The 14,694-nt window shown below is 45.3% G+C and carries 17 protein-coding genes; 7 read left to right on the top strand and 10 right to left on the bottom strand.

Annotated features, from left to right (window positions below; all coding sequences use genetic code 11):
• The first annotated feature begins 356 nt into the window (after positions 1–356).
• A complete protein-coding gene (locus RMO79_RS06010) occupies positions 357–1,067 on the top strand; it encodes a hypothetical protein (protein ID WP_310482147.1) in 711 nt (236 codons plus the stop codon).
• A gap of 84 nt (positions 1,068–1,151) precedes the next feature.
• On the opposite strand, the gene RMO79_RS06005 is transcribed toward RMO79_RS06010, so the two are convergent.
• A complete protein-coding gene (locus RMO79_RS06005; protein ID WP_310482146.1) occupies positions 1,152–2,315 on the bottom strand; it encodes a sn-glycerol-3-phosphate ABC transporter ATP-binding protein UgpC in 1,164 nt (387 codons plus the stop codon).
• A 46-nt stretch (positions 2,316–2,361) separates the two neighbouring features.
• The gene (locus tag RMO79_RS06000) at positions 2,362–3,225 is read right to left on the bottom strand and encodes a carbohydrate ABC transporter permease (RefSeq protein ID WP_310482145.1); all 864 of its coding nucleotides are present in this window, start codon (positions 3,223–3,225) and stop codon (positions 2,362–2,364) included.
• 261 nt (positions 3,226–3,486) lie between these two features.
• Between RMO79_RS06000 and RMO79_RS05995 the strand changes: the two genes are divergently transcribed.
• Positions 3,487–4,023 carry a Uma2 family endonuclease gene (locus RMO79_RS05995; RefSeq protein WP_310482148.1) on the top strand — a complete coding sequence of 179 codons (537 nt, stop codon included), beginning with the start codon at positions 3,487–3,489 and terminating at the stop codon, positions 4,021–4,023.
• Positions 4,024–4,035: 12 nt separating this feature from the next.
• On the opposite strand, the gene RMO79_RS05990 is transcribed toward RMO79_RS05995, so the two are convergent.
• From RMO79_RS05990 to RMO79_RS05965, 6 genes are all read right to left on the bottom strand, one after another.
• Positions 4,036–4,761: a hypothetical protein gene (locus tag RMO79_RS05990; protein ID WP_310482144.1), complete on the bottom strand. Its 726-nt coding sequence runs from the start codon at positions 4,759–4,761 to the stop codon at positions 4,036–4,038.
• An 8-nt stretch (positions 4,762–4,769) separates the two neighbouring features.
• A complete protein-coding gene (locus tag RMO79_RS05985) occupies positions 4,770–5,111 on the bottom strand; it encodes a hypothetical protein (RefSeq protein ID WP_310482143.1) in 342 nt (113 codons plus the stop codon).
• 121 nt (positions 5,112–5,232) lie between these two features.
• Positions 5,233–6,135 carry a sugar ABC transporter permease gene (locus tag RMO79_RS05980; RefSeq protein WP_310482142.1) on the bottom strand — a complete coding sequence of 301 codons (903 nt, stop codon included), beginning with the start codon at positions 6,133–6,135 and terminating at the stop codon, positions 5,233–5,235.
• A 113-nt stretch (positions 6,136–6,248) separates the two neighbouring features.
• A complete protein-coding gene (locus RMO79_RS05975) occupies positions 6,249–7,622 on the bottom strand; it encodes a sugar ABC transporter substrate-binding protein (protein ID WP_310482141.1) in 1,374 nt (457 codons plus the stop codon).
• Between the two features lie 129 nt (positions 7,623–7,751).
• A complete protein-coding gene (locus RMO79_RS05970) occupies positions 7,752–7,967 on the bottom strand; it encodes an acetyltransferase (RefSeq protein WP_310482140.1) in 216 nt (71 codons plus the stop codon).
• Positions 7,968–8,039: 72 nt separating this feature from the next.
• The gene (locus RMO79_RS05965; protein ID WP_310482139.1) at positions 8,040–8,624 is read right to left on the bottom strand and encodes a hypothetical protein; all 585 of its coding nucleotides are present in this window, start codon (positions 8,622–8,624) and stop codon (positions 8,040–8,042) included.
• 203 nt (positions 8,625–8,827) lie between these two features.
• Here RMO79_RS05965 and RMO79_RS05960 point away from each other — a divergent pair, with 203 nt between their 5' ends.
• The 3 genes from RMO79_RS05960 (at position 8,828) to RMO79_RS05950 (ending at position 10,501) form a co-directional block, all read left to right on the top strand.
• Positions 8,828–8,953, top strand: a complete 126-nt coding sequence (locus RMO79_RS05960) for a hypothetical protein (protein ID WP_310482138.1) — start codon at positions 8,828–8,830, stop codon at positions 8,951–8,953.
• A 79-nt stretch (positions 8,954–9,032) separates the two neighbouring features.
• Positions 9,033–9,731 (top strand): helix-turn-helix domain-containing protein, encoded by a 699-nt coding sequence (locus RMO79_RS05955; protein ID WP_310482137.1) that lies wholly within the window; start codon positions 9,033–9,035, stop codon positions 9,729–9,731.
• Entirely contained in the window at positions 9,728–10,501 is a 774-nt protein-coding gene (locus RMO79_RS05950) for a peroxiredoxin-like family protein (RefSeq protein ID WP_310482136.1), read from the top strand. The genes RMO79_RS05955 and RMO79_RS05950 overlap by 4 nt, the downstream gene beginning before the upstream one ends.
• A gap of 57 nt (positions 10,502–10,558) precedes the next feature.
• Here RMO79_RS05950 and RMO79_RS05945 read toward each other — a convergent pair whose 3' ends face one another.
• Entirely contained in the window at positions 10,559–11,731 is a 1,173-nt protein-coding gene (locus RMO79_RS05945) for an FAD-binding oxidoreductase (protein ID WP_310482135.1), read from the bottom strand.
• A gap of 142 nt (positions 11,732–11,873) precedes the next feature.
• Here RMO79_RS05945 and RMO79_RS05940 point away from each other — a divergent pair, with 142 nt between their 5' ends.
• Positions 11,874–13,790, top strand: a complete 1,917-nt coding sequence (locus RMO79_RS05940; protein ID WP_310482134.1) for an EAL domain-containing protein — start codon at positions 11,874–11,876, stop codon at positions 13,788–13,790.
• A gap of 9 nt (positions 13,791–13,799) precedes the next feature.
• Positions 13,800–14,159, top strand: a complete 360-nt coding sequence (locus RMO79_RS05935) for a Spx/MgsR family RNA polymerase-binding regulatory protein (RefSeq protein ID WP_310482133.1) — start codon at positions 13,800–13,802, stop codon at positions 14,157–14,159.
• 6 nt (positions 14,160–14,165) lie between these two features.
• Here the strand turns inward: RMO79_RS05935 and RMO79_RS05930 are convergent.
• Positions 14,166–14,694, bottom strand: a 529-nt coding sequence (locus RMO79_RS05930; protein WP_310482132.1) for a DUF1287 domain-containing protein, incomplete at its 5' end; no start/stop codon positions are given.

The raw sequence follows: 14,694 nt of genomic DNA, 5'->3' as shown, positions 1-14,694 counted from the left end.
CTTCTAAGGAACTTAGCTGAAACTGGCTCAGAGCAAGGATCTGTAAATTGGGTTGAAGCATGAAATTAGGGCGTGCCCAAACAAAGTTTCTTTCACCCTTTAGACGACATTTATGTCGGCTCAGATGCTCTGAAAGAGAATAAATTACCCACTCATCAACGCGCGATTTGCTAAATTCGATTGCTGACTCGTGCTAGTTTATACTATACTTTGAACGGCGATAACTTGATGTCAAGCTACAGGCTTTAGGCTCTAGACTAGATCGATCGGGTGTTTGACGGCATCGAAACCCCAATCCATGCCACTTACTGTAGTAGTCAGCAATGGCAACTTAATTAGGTTCGCTCATCATCAAAATGTCTAAAGATAGTAAATTAACAGCAGCCGATTATACGATCGCTTCGCAACAGAAGTGTGAAGCAGGAGATTATCAAGGAGCATTAATCGATCTAAATAACGCTATAGCCTTGAAAAATAATTCAGTCGAGCTATATATCAATCGGGGTTTACTCAAAGAGCATAAACTCAACGATTATAATGGCGCATTAGATGATTATAATCTAGCAGCACAAATCGATCCAACTGCGGCGGTTGTTTATAACAATCGGGGCTTACTCAAAGAAAACAAACTCGACGATTACAGTGGAGCCTTAGACGACTATAGCAATGCGATCGGACTCAATCCGCATACGGTTACTGGTTATAATAATCGAGGTTTGCTCAAAGAAAATAAACTTCATGACTATAATGGTGCGTTAGATGATTATAGTAAAGCGATCGAACTAAATCCGCTGACGGCGAAAGCTTATAGCGATCGAGGACTGCTCAAATATGATAAATTTCAGGACATTCCTGGCGCATTAGCCGATTACAATCGGGGGATCCAACTCGATCCATTGTACGCAGAAACTTATATTCTCAGAGCGACACTACAATACGATCGCCTGAACGATCTAGCCAGTGCAATTATCGATTTAGAACGGGCTGTAAAACTATATCAGCAACAAGACAATACCGAAATGTATGAGTTGACAACTACACTACTGAAGCAGTGGCAAAAAAACTAGTAGTCTTGGGCGTAAGTAAAGTTACTATTTAGCGGGGAGAAAAGAATGCAAAAATGAAGAATCAATCTTAGATCTCTAACACCGTTAATCGATACATTCCCCATCGATCGAGAATAGATATAGTTTACTAGTATCAACCGCCAACACCAATCGATCGCCAGCTTGAATCGTCCGTGCTGCGGCAATTCGAGCGATTAAAATCGAACCATTACCCCCGCTTTCGCCCGCTTGTCCGCTCACACCTTCGTCCGTATCGATTTTACTAATGGGAGCGATCGCATAGACGATCGTTTCATGACCGAGTAATTCGACAGTAGAGATCGTGACTGTAATTGAATTATCGGCATCGAGTGGGGCAATGCTAAAAGCTTCCGGACGCAAACCCACTAACAGATCTCGATTAAGATATAGCTCTAATTCTCGATATCGATCGATCATCGCTGTTGAAATCGTTAAAAATTGTCCGCCAAAATCGAGTGCTAAATTGCCCGATTCATCCTTACCCAAGCGGCTCCGAAAAATATTCATCCCCGGCGAACCGATAAACCCCGCCACAAAAATGTTTGTCGGTCGATCGTACAGGTCTTGTGGCGAACTCACTTGTTGCAGTTTACCCGATCGCATCACCGCCACGCGATCGCCCATCGTCATCGCCTCAACTTGATCGTGGGTGACATATACCATCGTCGCATTCATCCGCTGCTGGAGCGTGGTAATTTCCGTCCGAATTTGCGATCGCATTTTGGCATCCAAATTAGACAGCGGCTCATCCATTAGAAATACCGCCGGATCGCGAACGATCGCCCGTCCCATCGCTACTCGCTGCCGCTGCCCCCCAGAAAGCTGTTTGGGCTTCCGATCCATTAATTCAATTAAACCCAGCTTCTCGGCTGCCTCAGCCACCAGTGCATCGATCTGTTGCTTCGACAACTTCAGCATCCGCAGCGGAAATTCCAAATTCTGCCTGACACTCATGTGCGGGTACAGCGCGTAATTCTGAAACACCATCGCAATATTCCGCTGTTGGGGCGTTTTATCATTGACAATGCGATCGTCGATGAGAATTTTACCCGCAGAAATATCTTCCAGCCCCGCCAGCATCCGCAATGCTGTCGATTTACCACAGCCAGAAGGCCCCACAAACACCAGAAATTCACCATCAGCAATTTCTAGCGATAAGTCCTTAATCGCCGTCTGACCATTAGCATAAACCTTAAACACCCGATCGAATTTCACCGTCGCCATCATCCCACCTCCCTATTTCTTACTCCCTCTTACTCCTTACTCCATCTCCCTACCCCTTAGTTCCCGTCGAAGCCACCCCTTCAACAAACCACTTCTGGAACGCTAAAAACACAATTAAAATCGGTGCTACCATCATCACCCCAAAACTCATAATATCGCCCCATTGAATTGGCGGTAAAGTTTGAAAAGATGCAATTGCCACTGGTAAAGGTCGAACTTTCTCATCGATCGTCACCATTAACGGCCACAGAAAAGACCCCCATTGAGTTAAAAAAGTCAAGATTGTGACCGTTGCAAATACTGGCTTAGAAACTGGAACGATAATTTCAAAAAAAGTCCGCAAGATACTTGCACCATCGATTCTGGCAGCTTCTTCGAGTTCTTTGGGCAAGCCGATAAAAAAAGTGTAAAACAAATAAATCGAGAACGCATTGGCAATAAATGGCAGAATCTGAGCCAGATAAGTATTGCGCCAACCCCATAACGTAACCTGAAAAAACAATGGTACCGCGATCGCTTCAAACGGAATAATCATTAAAGCAAGTACTACCAATAATAGCAAATTGCGACCCCGCCAGCGCAGTCGAGCAAACGCATAGCCAGCCATAGAATTAACTAATAATCCCATTAAGACGATCGAGCTAGTAATCAATAAAGAGTTAATAAAAAACTGCCCAAAATTGACTCTATCGAACACATCCTGATAGTTTTGGGTGGAAGCGGGAATAGGAATAAACCCTTGAATGGTGCCTGCTTGTGATAATACCAGCTCGTCGGGTTTGAGACTAGCCACGAACATAAATGCGATCGGGGCGATGAATAGCAATGCCAGTAAGATTAGTAAAGCATAACTACCGATCGCGCCAACTCTCGATCGCGGAGCGCGATGCCTTTCAGAATGAAAATCGGGCATAATGCGATCTCCAACGTATTTAACCTCATCTTAACAACATCAAAACCTTTTTTATCGGCAGAAACAGACGGTAAAGACGATTGATTAATGCTTAAAACCTCTGTCGCGACGTAGTTTCACTGCACTTGTAGCTCCTTCAAGAGCAAAAGATTATCGAGTCGCGATTTTAGTCTATTTTCCATCGAGCTAAAATCTGTTAGAGTGAGGATACGTCAACACTTGAGAGGGTAAATGATGACGATCGCGACCTATAAGTAAACAATCGATCGATACCATCAGGCGATCGACTCAGGTATTTTTGATGGTCAAAATCTAGAATTATTACGGGGAGATCTAATCCCGATCGCACCGGAAGGAGAACCCCATATTTATTATAGCGATCGCGCTGCCCAGATCCTGCGAAGTCTTCTATTAGGACAAGTGCAAGTCCGGGAAGGTCGTCCCGTCACCTTGCCTAATGGTTCGGAACCACAGCCAGATCTGGCAATCGTCCAACCGCTGGATACTGTCTATCTAGAGCATCATCCCTATTCAGAAAATATCTTATGGTTGATTGAGTATTCCTACAGCACCCTCAAGTACGATCTAGGTGATAAACAAATCGTCTATGCACAGTCAGAGATTCTAGAATATTGGGTGGTGAATCTCCAAGATTTGCAGCTCACAGTTTTTCGAGATCCCTCACCTTTAGGTTATCGGACTGTCACCAACTTTCAGGATGGAACAGTTTCACCTTTAGCCTTTCCAAATATCTCGATCGAAGTGCGGCGGTTTTTTGAAGTTAATCGATCTTCATAACTAAATCGTATGTTATCGCGTTCTTGTCGTGTCTGCTAATGTCGATTTACATAAATCGAGCGATCGATTTGCTGCACTCAAATCCTGCTGATTTATTTCCCATTTTGATGGAAACTCACTCTGGGTATAAATTTGCATAGAATTTTTAAAACACTCGATCGATTTTTCTAAATTATCCTTTCGATCGCCCGGAATTCGATGGTAATAAGCTAAACCTAAATTGTGCTGGAGCATTGCCCAGTATTCGGGGAACTTTTGTTTTGGAAAAATTAGTAAAGAATGGTAGAAACAATCAATCGGTTCGTAACGACTATCGCGTGCCAATTCCGCTACATGTGTTGTTTGATGTTGTCTAGAAAAATCGCCAGCAGCAGCATACAATCGATCGAACTCATCTTGACAGTCTGGATGAATCCAGAGGATCTCTTGGTTGGATATTTTTAGCTGCTGACAACTTTCAACAACAAGTTTGGGTGTTTCTTGAGTAATGGCAACCACATAGAGATAAGTTCCTGGTTCTGGAGCACGCGGATATTGTCCGAGCGTGACAGTCGAGCCAGATGGCAACGTTAGAAATGCCAAGCGCATGTCATCGAGATCGTCATAGCCTTCAAATATCGGTACATCGAGATGAGCGAACAAAGACTCAATCGAAGCATCGAAAAACGCAGCATATTCATTTGCTGGAGTTACTTCTTCAAATCGAACCCGTTGAAGAGTTGGGGTTAGGTCGCTCATTTATACCCTCAGTCGTCATCTAGTTGGTTGCAAAACTTTATCTCTACCTTGATTTTAGCGTACTCATCTTCTGTAATCACACCCTCTCGATTGCCCGACCACAGTATCAACCCTCTGGGCAAACCTCGATCCGGTTCTGCCTTGGTTGTAAACTCAATTCCGCGTTCCTGAGTTACCAGATCCTTCTTCATCGGAAGTTTATTCAGATAAGCTTTGACTTTAGGAATATCGCTATACATAAAATTTCTACATGGCCCGCCCCAGATTTCTTGGGTTTCGATCTGTAGCCTAGCGATCGCTGCCGTCTGTGAGTCAGACTTTTTTCGATGGTAAATTTGCTCTTCGGTCACGAATAACTATGCTTTCTCTAACTCGGACATTTTATCCTATCATAATAGCCCACTGGCGCAAATCATCGATATATAAGCCGATCGATCGTCGGAGAAAATTCATGTTAGTCAAAGAACATATTCAATCGATCGCACTATCTTCAGGTATTAAAACTTTCTGTAATGAGGTAATTGCTAACACAATTGCAAAAAATATGACCGTCATTGCCGCTCCTTTAGCCATCTTTTGTTGCTCGAACGATGCTTTGACTGCTTCATACATTACCGTCGTCGTCACACCGTTCGGGCCGCCTTGAGTCATGATTTGGACTTGATCGAACAGGCGAAAAGACAGAATCGAAGTTAATAGCATTACGAAAATTAGCGTATTGCGTAATTGTGGTAAAGTAATATAGCGAAACTGATTCCATTTATTACTACCATCGATCGCGGCGGCTTCGTATAAACTGCCCGAAATAGACTGCAACCCCGCCAAAATAATTACCATCTGAAACCCCGCCCCCTGCCATAAAGACAACAATATAATTGCGGGTAATGCCAATTGTGGATCGTTGAGAAAATCTTTTGGCTCCCATAAACCGAGCGTTATCGACTCTAATATTGCATTCATCATGCCATTCGCACTAGGGGCATAAATAATCGTCCAAATTACGGCGACTAAAGCCATCGGAAACACGACGGGCATAAAAAATATCGTCCGAAAAATCGTCATTCCTGGCAACGGACGGTTAATTAGGACAGCCATTGCTAATGCTAATGCTGTTTGCAATGGCACCATGACTAACGCAAACAAACCATTATTAATTAGAGCCTGTTGAAAATTTGGATCTAACAGCACTCGTCGATATTGTTCGAGTCCTAAAAATTGCAGCGGTAGCGGCGAACCGAGTCGCAGGTTAGTAAAAGAAATAATTACCGCTAGCAAAAATGGGACGGCGACAAATAATAGCAAGCCGAATAAAGCAGGTGCAGCCATTAGTAGAGCTGTCCGAGTATCATCTTTTTGGAAGAATTTAGCAATCATTTATTTCCCTCATTAACGTCAGTTCGGGTTAAGAATGTTGGCTCCGTTTTAGTACCGCCGCCGATTGAAATCGGGGCTAGTATTGCAAAGTCCGCCTACGCGGACTAGGAAAGTCAGTCCGCGTAGGCGGACTTTGCACCATGAGCCGAGACTTCCAGTCTCCAGGCTCTTCTTAACCCGAACTGACGTTCATTAAGATCGGGATAATTTTGATTATCTTGTAAGTCTACATCGATCGCGGTTGCTGCTCGATCGAGAGCCGTTTTTACTGGTAAACCATTGCGAATATTGGCAAATGCTGATTGAAAAGCCGAGGTAATGACCGGATAAGCCGGAGTCTGCGGACGCGGCACCGTCTCTTTGGCTAGTAATTGCTCCGCAAACAGGCGTAAGGCACCATTGGGGGCATAAAGCTGAGATTTAGCGATCGCGCGTTTTGTGCCCGGTACCGCTCCGTTGACATTTGCCATCGCTAATACCTCTTGCGGTTGGAGTAAAAATTCTAAGAACTGCATCGCCGATTTTTGACACTTTTGAGTCGGGCAATTGGTGGTAATGCCCCAATTCCACGAGCCTTGGGCAGTCTTAGAACCCTTACCAAAATTGGGTAAGGGCAACACTACCAAATCTTTACCGACGGCTTTGGCATAGTCTTTGTAAGCCCAGTGTCCTACCCACGAGAGGGCGACGCGATCGCCTGTAAATGCCGCGTCGTCGATGTTGGGGTCTACATACCCCTTTTGAATCCAATTTTGGACTGACTGCATGGCGGTGACTGCGATCGGGCTATTTATGCGGCTATTAGTAGTACGATCTTTACCGCGCTGGAGGAGATCGCCGCCAGCCGACTGGATAATTGGCGAAAAACCATAAGTCGCCCACTCACCCCGATAATTTAGTTTGAGATCGAGCACTTGTTTGTCAGGATCGCGAACGGCTAATGCGGCTAATGCTCGATCGAATTCTGCCACAGTCCACGCATCTTTGTTTCCCTTGGGAATTCTAATCCCGGCGGCTTGTAGCTTGCTCCGGCGACCGTATAAGCCCAGCCCAGAATCGAAAGTAGCCACCGAATACAATCGCCCCCCGTAGGTGCCCTGCTGGATAATCGATGGCAATAAATCTTGTCGCACCGAAGCTGAAATCAGCTTATCCATCGGGACGAGGTTTCGTTGCCAAACATAGTTATACACGAACGGCCCATCAAATTCGAGCACGTCAGGTAAATCTTTTGACAGGGCGGCGGCTTGCACTTGAGAGTTATACGAACCCTCCGGGATGAAAGTCAGTTCTACGGTAGTCCCCGTCTGCAACGCATTAAACCGCTTTACCTGTTGCTCTAAAACTTGTCGCTCGGCAGCTTGCCCAGCATGTGCCCACACCCGCAATATCCCTGGGCGATGCGCTGGCGCATTACCAAATTGCGTACAGCTACTCAATCCCAGCAGTAGCGATCCGAGTATACCCAGCGGCAAGCGTCTCATCATATCGTCCTGAAGGCGACCTTTATCGATCGCCTATAAAACATCGATCCCTAACTCGATCGTACCGCAAGTTTCGCGATCGAATCCAAAGTCATTCAGAGATATGATAGACACCCGCCGATCCAGTCTTTTCTAGGCAGCGGATTTACGGTAATCGGGATCGAGCCAGCAGCGGGGCAGATTTTCGCCAGAGGCGAATGTTAAATCTTGTTTGGCAAATGCTTGAGGATCTTGCTCTTCTTCTCCTGATTGAATTCGACCTTCGATCTCATTTCTGAGTGGATTGAACAGAACTTCGAGATCTTCGATCTCGATGAGGGTATCGGAACTTTTATTTTGCAGAAACATATCGATGTGGGAAGGTAAAATAAATATTATTTAGTAGACCTATTGCGAAATAGCGATCGAATATTCGTTGGTTTAGGTGGCTTTGCGAATATCGTTTTTGAGATCGTTGGTTTTAGCACGGGCTTTATCGCCTAAATCGTCAACTGCGGACTCGACATCATCTTTAAATGATTTAGTATTTTCCTTGACATTTTGGTATCCTTTCCGAGTACCTTTGGCAACATCATCGGCGGTTTCTTGTGCCGATCGATTTATTTTTTCGGTAGTCTCGCCCACTCGTTCGGGAATACTCCGATCGTCTAATTGTTTGCCGAGTTGTTTGAAGGGATTGGTATTACCTTTGCTGAGATTTTCAGTTTTCTCGATTAGTCGCTTGGCTTTAGCATCTGCTTCGGAAGTATTTTGGCGCGGATCGACATCGCTATAGTTATTCATCCCTCCGACTGGCGGTGCGATCGGTTTGTACAGCTCGGTAATCTTGCCAGGGCGAGGATTTGTGGTTTGGGTTGGGTTTACTGTGGCATTGGTTTGGGCACCGTTGCAAGCTGTAGTTGTCACTAACAACACGACTGCTAGCAAGCTGAATATGGTTCTAGAGATCGATCGAAATCCTAATGCGGAAAATATTTTACCAATGTTATTAATTAATTCAGTCATGAGCGATACATTCCATCTCAATTACCACTCAATCATATCTACTTACTATCGATAATCTTCAGCCTCTAAAGATAGACTACACACTCAACCGAAAGGTAGAGGTTTTAGGTTTTAGGGAAGAAGGGTAAAGGGTAAAGGAATACTTAACCTCTTACTCCTTACTCCTTACTCAAATTACCGAGCATCCGTACCCCGCTTTAACAGTGACTTTCTCGGCTCAAGCTGGCGGCAAAAACCTGAAGTTTGTCGGTACCGTAGATGGTGCGACGATGAAAGGTGTGGCCGATTTTCCGCGCAAGGGACGCAAAAACTGTACGGCTACCAAATAGGTTCGTCACCGAACGCCGCGTTAGATTGACGCGCTGACGAACGCCGCTCTATCATTAGGGAATAGTCACTTTCTTACTTATGCCTCGCCCGCCAAAAATCACCAATGAAGAAATTTTGACAGCAGCGCGGGAAGTCTTCTTAGCACAGGGGGAAAGTGTTTCTACGCTGGAGATTGCCGAAAAAGCAGGCATCTCGGAAGCGTCGATCTTCAAGCGATTTTCTACCAAACAGGCGTTATTTCTGGCCGCGATCGGTATTTCCGAAATACCTCAGTATGTCAAGCTGTTGTCCAGTCAGACACCGACTGCGGAGATCCGATCGGAATTAACCGAAATCTGCACCCAGATGGCGGAATTTTATCAAGAGGTAATGCCGCGAGTCATCATGATGATGACTCAAACCAAATCATCCCTGCCGCCGCTGGTGCCGCCGCCGCTCAGAGATAGCCAGTTATTTGCCGGATATCTCAATCGGGCGATCGCCCAAGTCACCATTGCCTCATTGTCACCCTCGTTCATCGAGCTGGGTTTCGGACAGTTCCTCAAGCCCTACGTTTATGGGCTAACCAGGTCAATGAGGTTTTTTCTTTTCTTGTATGAAACCACCATGCCAACCTCCTTGGAAAGGGGCGGCGTTCCGCCCCTCAAACTCCCCTGCGTAAGGGTTGGTTGGTATCGGGGTGGGTGTTACTACATTCCAAGTATGGCTGCGATGCGGGTTTCTTTAAACTGTAATTTCCTATTCACTATTCACTATTCACTATCCCCTAACCAATGACTATTTATTCTATTTTTCAACAAACCGATCGACTACGAGTTAGCGATGGTAAAATTATTTCTATATTGAGCGGTTGTGAGATGGCAAATCGAGTATTAGTTATCGTTTGTCCACAATTGGGCGATTTTGATAGTCTCGAATATGCGTGGTGGTTGCAACGCGATCGGCAACAGCTTGCAGCGGCGGGTTTGGCGATTAGAATGGTGGGCATCGGCGATCGATCTGCTGGTGAAAAGTTCTGTGAGTTTACTAAGTTTCCCACTGAATGGTTATTTATCGATCGTGAGGCTAAGTTACATACTCAGCTCGGTCTTTATCCGGGATTATCGATAAAGTTACCTAAATTTTCAGCGGCTCAAAATGCTTGGGTGAATCTAATTTTAATGTGTGCTGGTGTCGGTAGCCCTGGTACTTTACGCGAGGTATTTCGGGGCTACAAGGGCGATCGTAATGCACCGCAATTGATTAATGATGGTGAAGTTGTTAGGGCGAAACCATTACCGCCAATCGATGGTGCGTTTTTCAAGGTGGCAGGTGGGAGTGGTTTTCAAAGACCGTTTGAACTGGCGACGTTAAGGTTGAGAAATATGGCAGAAGTCATCGGAAATTGGCAGACTTACGTGCCCGATCCGACTTATTTAACGCAACGAGGTGGCAGCTTTTTATTCGATCGACAAGGAGCATTATTAGCCGAACATCGCGATCGAGGCATTCTCGGTTTTGCCGCTAATATGAGTCAACCGTTATCATTTTTAACAGACAAAATCTAAAAACTATCCACCGTCTCCTCGTCCCCCCGTCTCCCAGTCCCCCAGTCTCCTCGTTCCCTAAAAACATTTACCCGGATTAAGAATACCCAGCGGATCGAATTGTTGTTTGATTTGTTTCATCAGCGGTAGGGTATTGCCACGATAGCCCCAGACATCGATGTGCTGTTTCACTTCTACAGGTGCCTGTAAAACCGATAGGAAGCCGCCGGATGCTTCGCATTGACTCCGGAGGGGCGAAATGGGTTTTGCATTGCTTAGAGCGCAGGCTCCGATGCCGCTGTTGAGATGAATTACGCCTGGAGCGGTATTATCTGTCAATCGATCGAGTGTGGCGATCGTGGCAACTGCGGCGGTGAGTCTGACACCTAATTTACACCCGATCGGTCGTTCGCCCCAAATTTTGGTCTGAATGCCGCTCCACAAGTTTTCGGATTGGGTTCCTTGCCAAATACCTGCTTTTAACCCCAATCCTTTGGCGATATCGAGTAATTGTGCCGACTGCTCAGCGATACTTGCGGGGATGGTGGCAAATTTAATGACGAGGCTGGGGGTATTACTCAGCTCTAATTGCTGGCTCAAGGCGGTAGACACGACATCTGCCGCAATGGGGGTGAGGGTACTGGCGAGGAGTATTTGAGCAGCTTGCTCTAGTCGATCGATCGCGCCTGTAATGATGACGGTACCCAAATTAGTCGGTTGGGGATAAACGCGCAAGGTTACTTCTGTCAAAATGCCTAATGTGCCGTAAGAGCCAGTAAATAGCTTCATCATGTCGTAGCCAGCTACATTTTTGACGACTCTACCCCCCGCTTTGGCAATTTTGCCATCGGCGCGCACGAAACTTATCCCCAGCAACAAATCTCGCACGCCGCCATACCGATGTCGCAAAGAACCAGTGTTTGCGGTAGCAATTATCCCCCCAATTGTTGCCCGGTCGGGATAAACTGGATCTAATGGTAAAAACTGTCCGGCGGTAGCTAAAACTGCTTGCAATCGGACAAATGGCATCCCGGCTTCGACTGTTACTGTCAAGTCTCCGACGGCATGAGCGATGAGTCGATCGAGCTTCCGAGTACTGACAATCCGGTTGGTACCCGTGACAATTCCCCCCCAGTCTAGTTTACTGCGATTTCCAGCAATAACTAGGGGCACTCGATCGCGATTGGCACTCGCCACTAATTCGGCAAGTTCCGCCGCAGATGCAGGCGAATCGTTAATGCTGTCGTCCATAATAGCTAAATGTCGATTACCTTAGGTAGGCGATGCCAACGGGATATTTACAGATCTTCGCGTGCTTCCGATCCAGAGTATCATTATTTATCCTTGCTCGATTACCGATTACCTCTGCTTTAAAAATTCGGATTCCTAATTTATGAGGATGTCGTGCTCGTCACCATCTACGTCTCAAATTAAGTCAAAATTACTCGCAAACATTACTCAAGCTCTTCAAGCTGATGGCGGTAGGCTGTTAATCTTAGCCAAGCCGCTAGCTCGACGCGCTCAAATCTATACCTATGGCTTACAGCCACAGACAACGACTCCGATCGAGAAAAATCCGATCTGGCAAGATATATTATATACTGAGACTACCAACGATCGCGCCCCTAATATTCCCGATCCGATCGAGCCAAGAGTGAGAGTTTATCCGATCGATCGCATTGCCGAGCAGCGATTACTATCGCCGTTATTTGCCGCTTTTGGGAATGTCGGCATCGAATCGCTATTGATTTTGCCATTGCGGTACGATCGACAATGTATCGGTTGTCTGACGCTATTTAGATCTGCTGCCAAGCCGCAAGGTTGCCGCTGGACGGATGAAGAGTTGAAGCTCGCTCAAAGTTTAGCTACGGAACTTTATCTAGCCGTGATGGAGCAACGTGTCGCCCAGATGTGTAGCAATCGGGCTTATTATGATGTGTTAACTGGGTTGCCCAATCGGCTGTTATGCTCTCAATTGCTAACTTTAGAACTAGCAAAAATACCAGCAGATGGCGAAGTTTTAGCGACGATTTTCTTGGGGCTAGATCGGTTTAAGAATATTAATGATGGAATTAGTTATCGATTTGGCGATCGATTATTACAGTTAATTGCCGAACGGTTGAAAAATACTTTCGACGATCGGGCGATTGTTGGGCGGTGGGGCGGTGATGAATTTGCGATTTTAATTCCGGCGTTAGCAGATCGAGCTGCTGTAAATATCATTGCCGATCGCGTCTTGCAATGTTTTGATTTACCATTTAGCTTCGATCGCAATTTTGCTAACTTAAAAACTAACTCATTATATATTAAAGCAAGTATGGGCATCGCGATCGCCACGAGTCGCGGACAAGATAGTCAAACTTTACTCAAACATGCAGATGCCGCACTAGATCGAGCCAAACATAACGGTCGCAATAATTATGAGATTTATAATACTCCAACTTACCATCCCACCCCAGTCGGTGCAACCTCTGTCGCCGAGCATCGCTTACAATTAGAGCATATGCTCGATAGCGTTTGTGCTGGTTTAGCGGGTAGAGCAATTGACGATCGCCAGTTATTATTACATTACCAACCCCAACTCGATATTCACACTGGCAAAATCAGCGGCATCGAAGCCTTATTGCGCTGTCAAGATCTGTATGCAAAACTGATTAATCCGGCTGATTTTATCCCGATTGCCGAAGAAACTGGCTCAATTTTACCGATGGGAGAATGGGTAATTAGAACGGCTTGCAAACAGAAAAAATCTTGGCAAGATCGGGGATTTGGCAACTTCCCCATCGCCGTAAATTTCTCAGTCAAGCAACTTCAAGATCGTAACTTAATCGAAACTATTATCGAGATTTTAGCCGAAACCGGACTCTCACCCGCAGCATTAGAAGTCGAAATTACCGAAAGCATCGCCATTAAAGATTTAGATCTGGCGATCGCCATTTTAGCATCGCTGCGGGAAATAGGTGTTAAGATCTCTTTGGACGATTTTGGCACGGGTTACTCCTCCCTGGCAATTCTCAAATATTTACCCCTAGATCGACTCAAAATCGATCGATCGTTTATTCGAGAACTTCAGGCAAATACGGTCGATGCTGGTATCGTCAGAACGATCGTTAACTTAGGACACGAATTAAATCTTAATGTCGTGGCCGAAGGCGTAGAAACCGTCGAACAATTAGAATTCCTGCGATCGATTAATTGCGATACCGTTCAAGGTTTCTTATTCAGTCGTCCCCTACCAGCAGCAGAACTAGAAACTACAATTGCCACAGGTAGTTATTGGCAACATCCTTCATCTCATTCCCACAATTAATCGCTCTAAATGACTTCAATTCAAGTATATGGTATTCCCACTTGTGGGACTTGTAAAAAAGCTCTGCAATGGTTAGAAGCCCAGGCAATTAGTTATGAATTTATCAATACCAAAGAACGTCCACCCAGTCAGGCTCAAATTGCCAGTTGGGTCGCTAGTTTGGGCGATAAACCAATGCGAAATACTTCCGGACAATCTTATCGCGCATTGGGAGAAGTCAAAGATACTTGGACTGAAGCTGAATGGGTAAGCGCATTTAGCGATGATGTCATGTTATTAAAACGCCCGATTTTTGTCAAAGATGGTAAAGCGATCGCGGTCGGTTTTCGGGATGTTATGGAAATTCAAAATTTAATTAAAATATCATGATTTATTTTAAACTTTAGGTAAATAGCGATAGTGACCGTTGATTTTCCAATTACGAGGAATCGTTTCTACTTTTGTACCGCAGCAAGCATTATGGACTATTTGATAACCGTCGTTATTTTTAATATTAGTGACGATAGCGATATGTAAACCAATTTCACCCAGATCGTAAGTAACTAAATCTCCTGGTAAATATTCACCTGTAATTGGTAGTGTGGCACCGCGTCGATCGAAAAAAGTCACTAGGTTTGCGACTCTACGGTGGTCGATATTTTTATCTGGTTGATTGAGTCCCCACAGCTTGGGATAAACGGAAAATTTGCGCCGCATATCTTCGTGAACTACTTGTTGTAAATCGTTGCCAATCTGCCGATAGGCACGCACGATTACATCCGTACAAACTCCCGTACTGGCTGGCACATCGCTAAATGCGCTTACCCATTCAGCTTCAGTCCAAGTATCTTTGACTTCTCCCAATGCGCGATAAGATTGTCCGGAAGTATTTCGCATTGGTTTATCGCCCAAACTAGCGACCCAA

It is taken from the genome of Chamaesiphon sp. VAR_48_metabat_403 (assembly GCF_031422475.1).
GTDB lineage: Bacteria > Cyanobacteriota > Cyanobacteriia > Cyanobacteriales > Chamaesiphonaceae > Chamaesiphon.
This window is presented reverse-complemented; position numbering and strand designations above follow the sequence as displayed.

Excerpts from the sequence above, each read along its gene's own strand:
- RMO79_RS06010 (WP_310482147.1), top strand. The coding sequence starts at position 357 with ATGTCTAAAGATAGTAAATTAACAGCAGCCGATTATACGATCGCTTCG.
- RMO79_RS06005 (WP_310482146.1), bottom strand. The coding sequence starts at position 2,315 with ATGATGGCGACGGTGAAATTCGATCGGGTGTTTAAGGTTTATGCTAAT.
- RMO79_RS06000 (WP_310482145.1), bottom strand. The coding sequence starts at position 3,225 with ATGCCCGATTTTCATTCTGAAAGGCATCGCGCTCCGCGATCGAGAGTT.
- RMO79_RS05990 (WP_310482144.1), bottom strand. The coding sequence starts at position 4,761 with ATGAGCGACCTAACCCCAACTCTTCAACGGGTTCGATTTGAAGAAGTA.
- RMO79_RS05980 (WP_310482142.1), bottom strand. The coding sequence starts at position 6,135 with ATGATTGCTAAATTCTTCCAAAAAGATGATACTCGGACAGCTCTACTA.
- RMO79_RS05975 (WP_310482141.1), bottom strand. The coding sequence starts at position 7,622 with ATGATGAGACGCTTGCCGCTGGGTATACTCGGATCGCTACTGCTGGGA.
- RMO79_RS05970 (WP_310482140.1), bottom strand. The coding sequence starts at position 7,967 with ATGTTTCTGCAAAATAAAAGTTCCGATACCCTCATCGAGATCGAAGAT.
- RMO79_RS05965 (WP_310482139.1), bottom strand. The coding sequence starts at position 8,624 with ATGACTGAATTAATTAATAACATTGGTAAAATATTTTCCGCATTAGGA.
- RMO79_RS05955 (WP_310482137.1), top strand. The coding sequence starts at position 9,033 with ATGCCTCGCCCGCCAAAAATCACCAATGAAGAAATTTTGACAGCAGCG.
- RMO79_RS05950 (WP_310482136.1), top strand. The coding sequence starts at position 9,728 with ATGACTATTTATTCTATTTTTCAACAAACCGATCGACTACGAGTTAGC.
- RMO79_RS05945 (WP_310482135.1), bottom strand. The coding sequence starts at position 11,731 with ATGGACGACAGCATTAACGATTCGCCTGCATCTGCGGCGGAACTTGCC.
- RMO79_RS05940 (WP_310482134.1), top strand. The coding sequence starts at position 11,874 with ATGAGGATGTCGTGCTCGTCACCATCTACGTCTCAAATTAAGTCAAAA.
- RMO79_RS05935 (WP_310482133.1), top strand. The coding sequence starts at position 13,800 with ATGACTTCAATTCAAGTATATGGTATTCCCACTTGTGGGACTTGTAAA.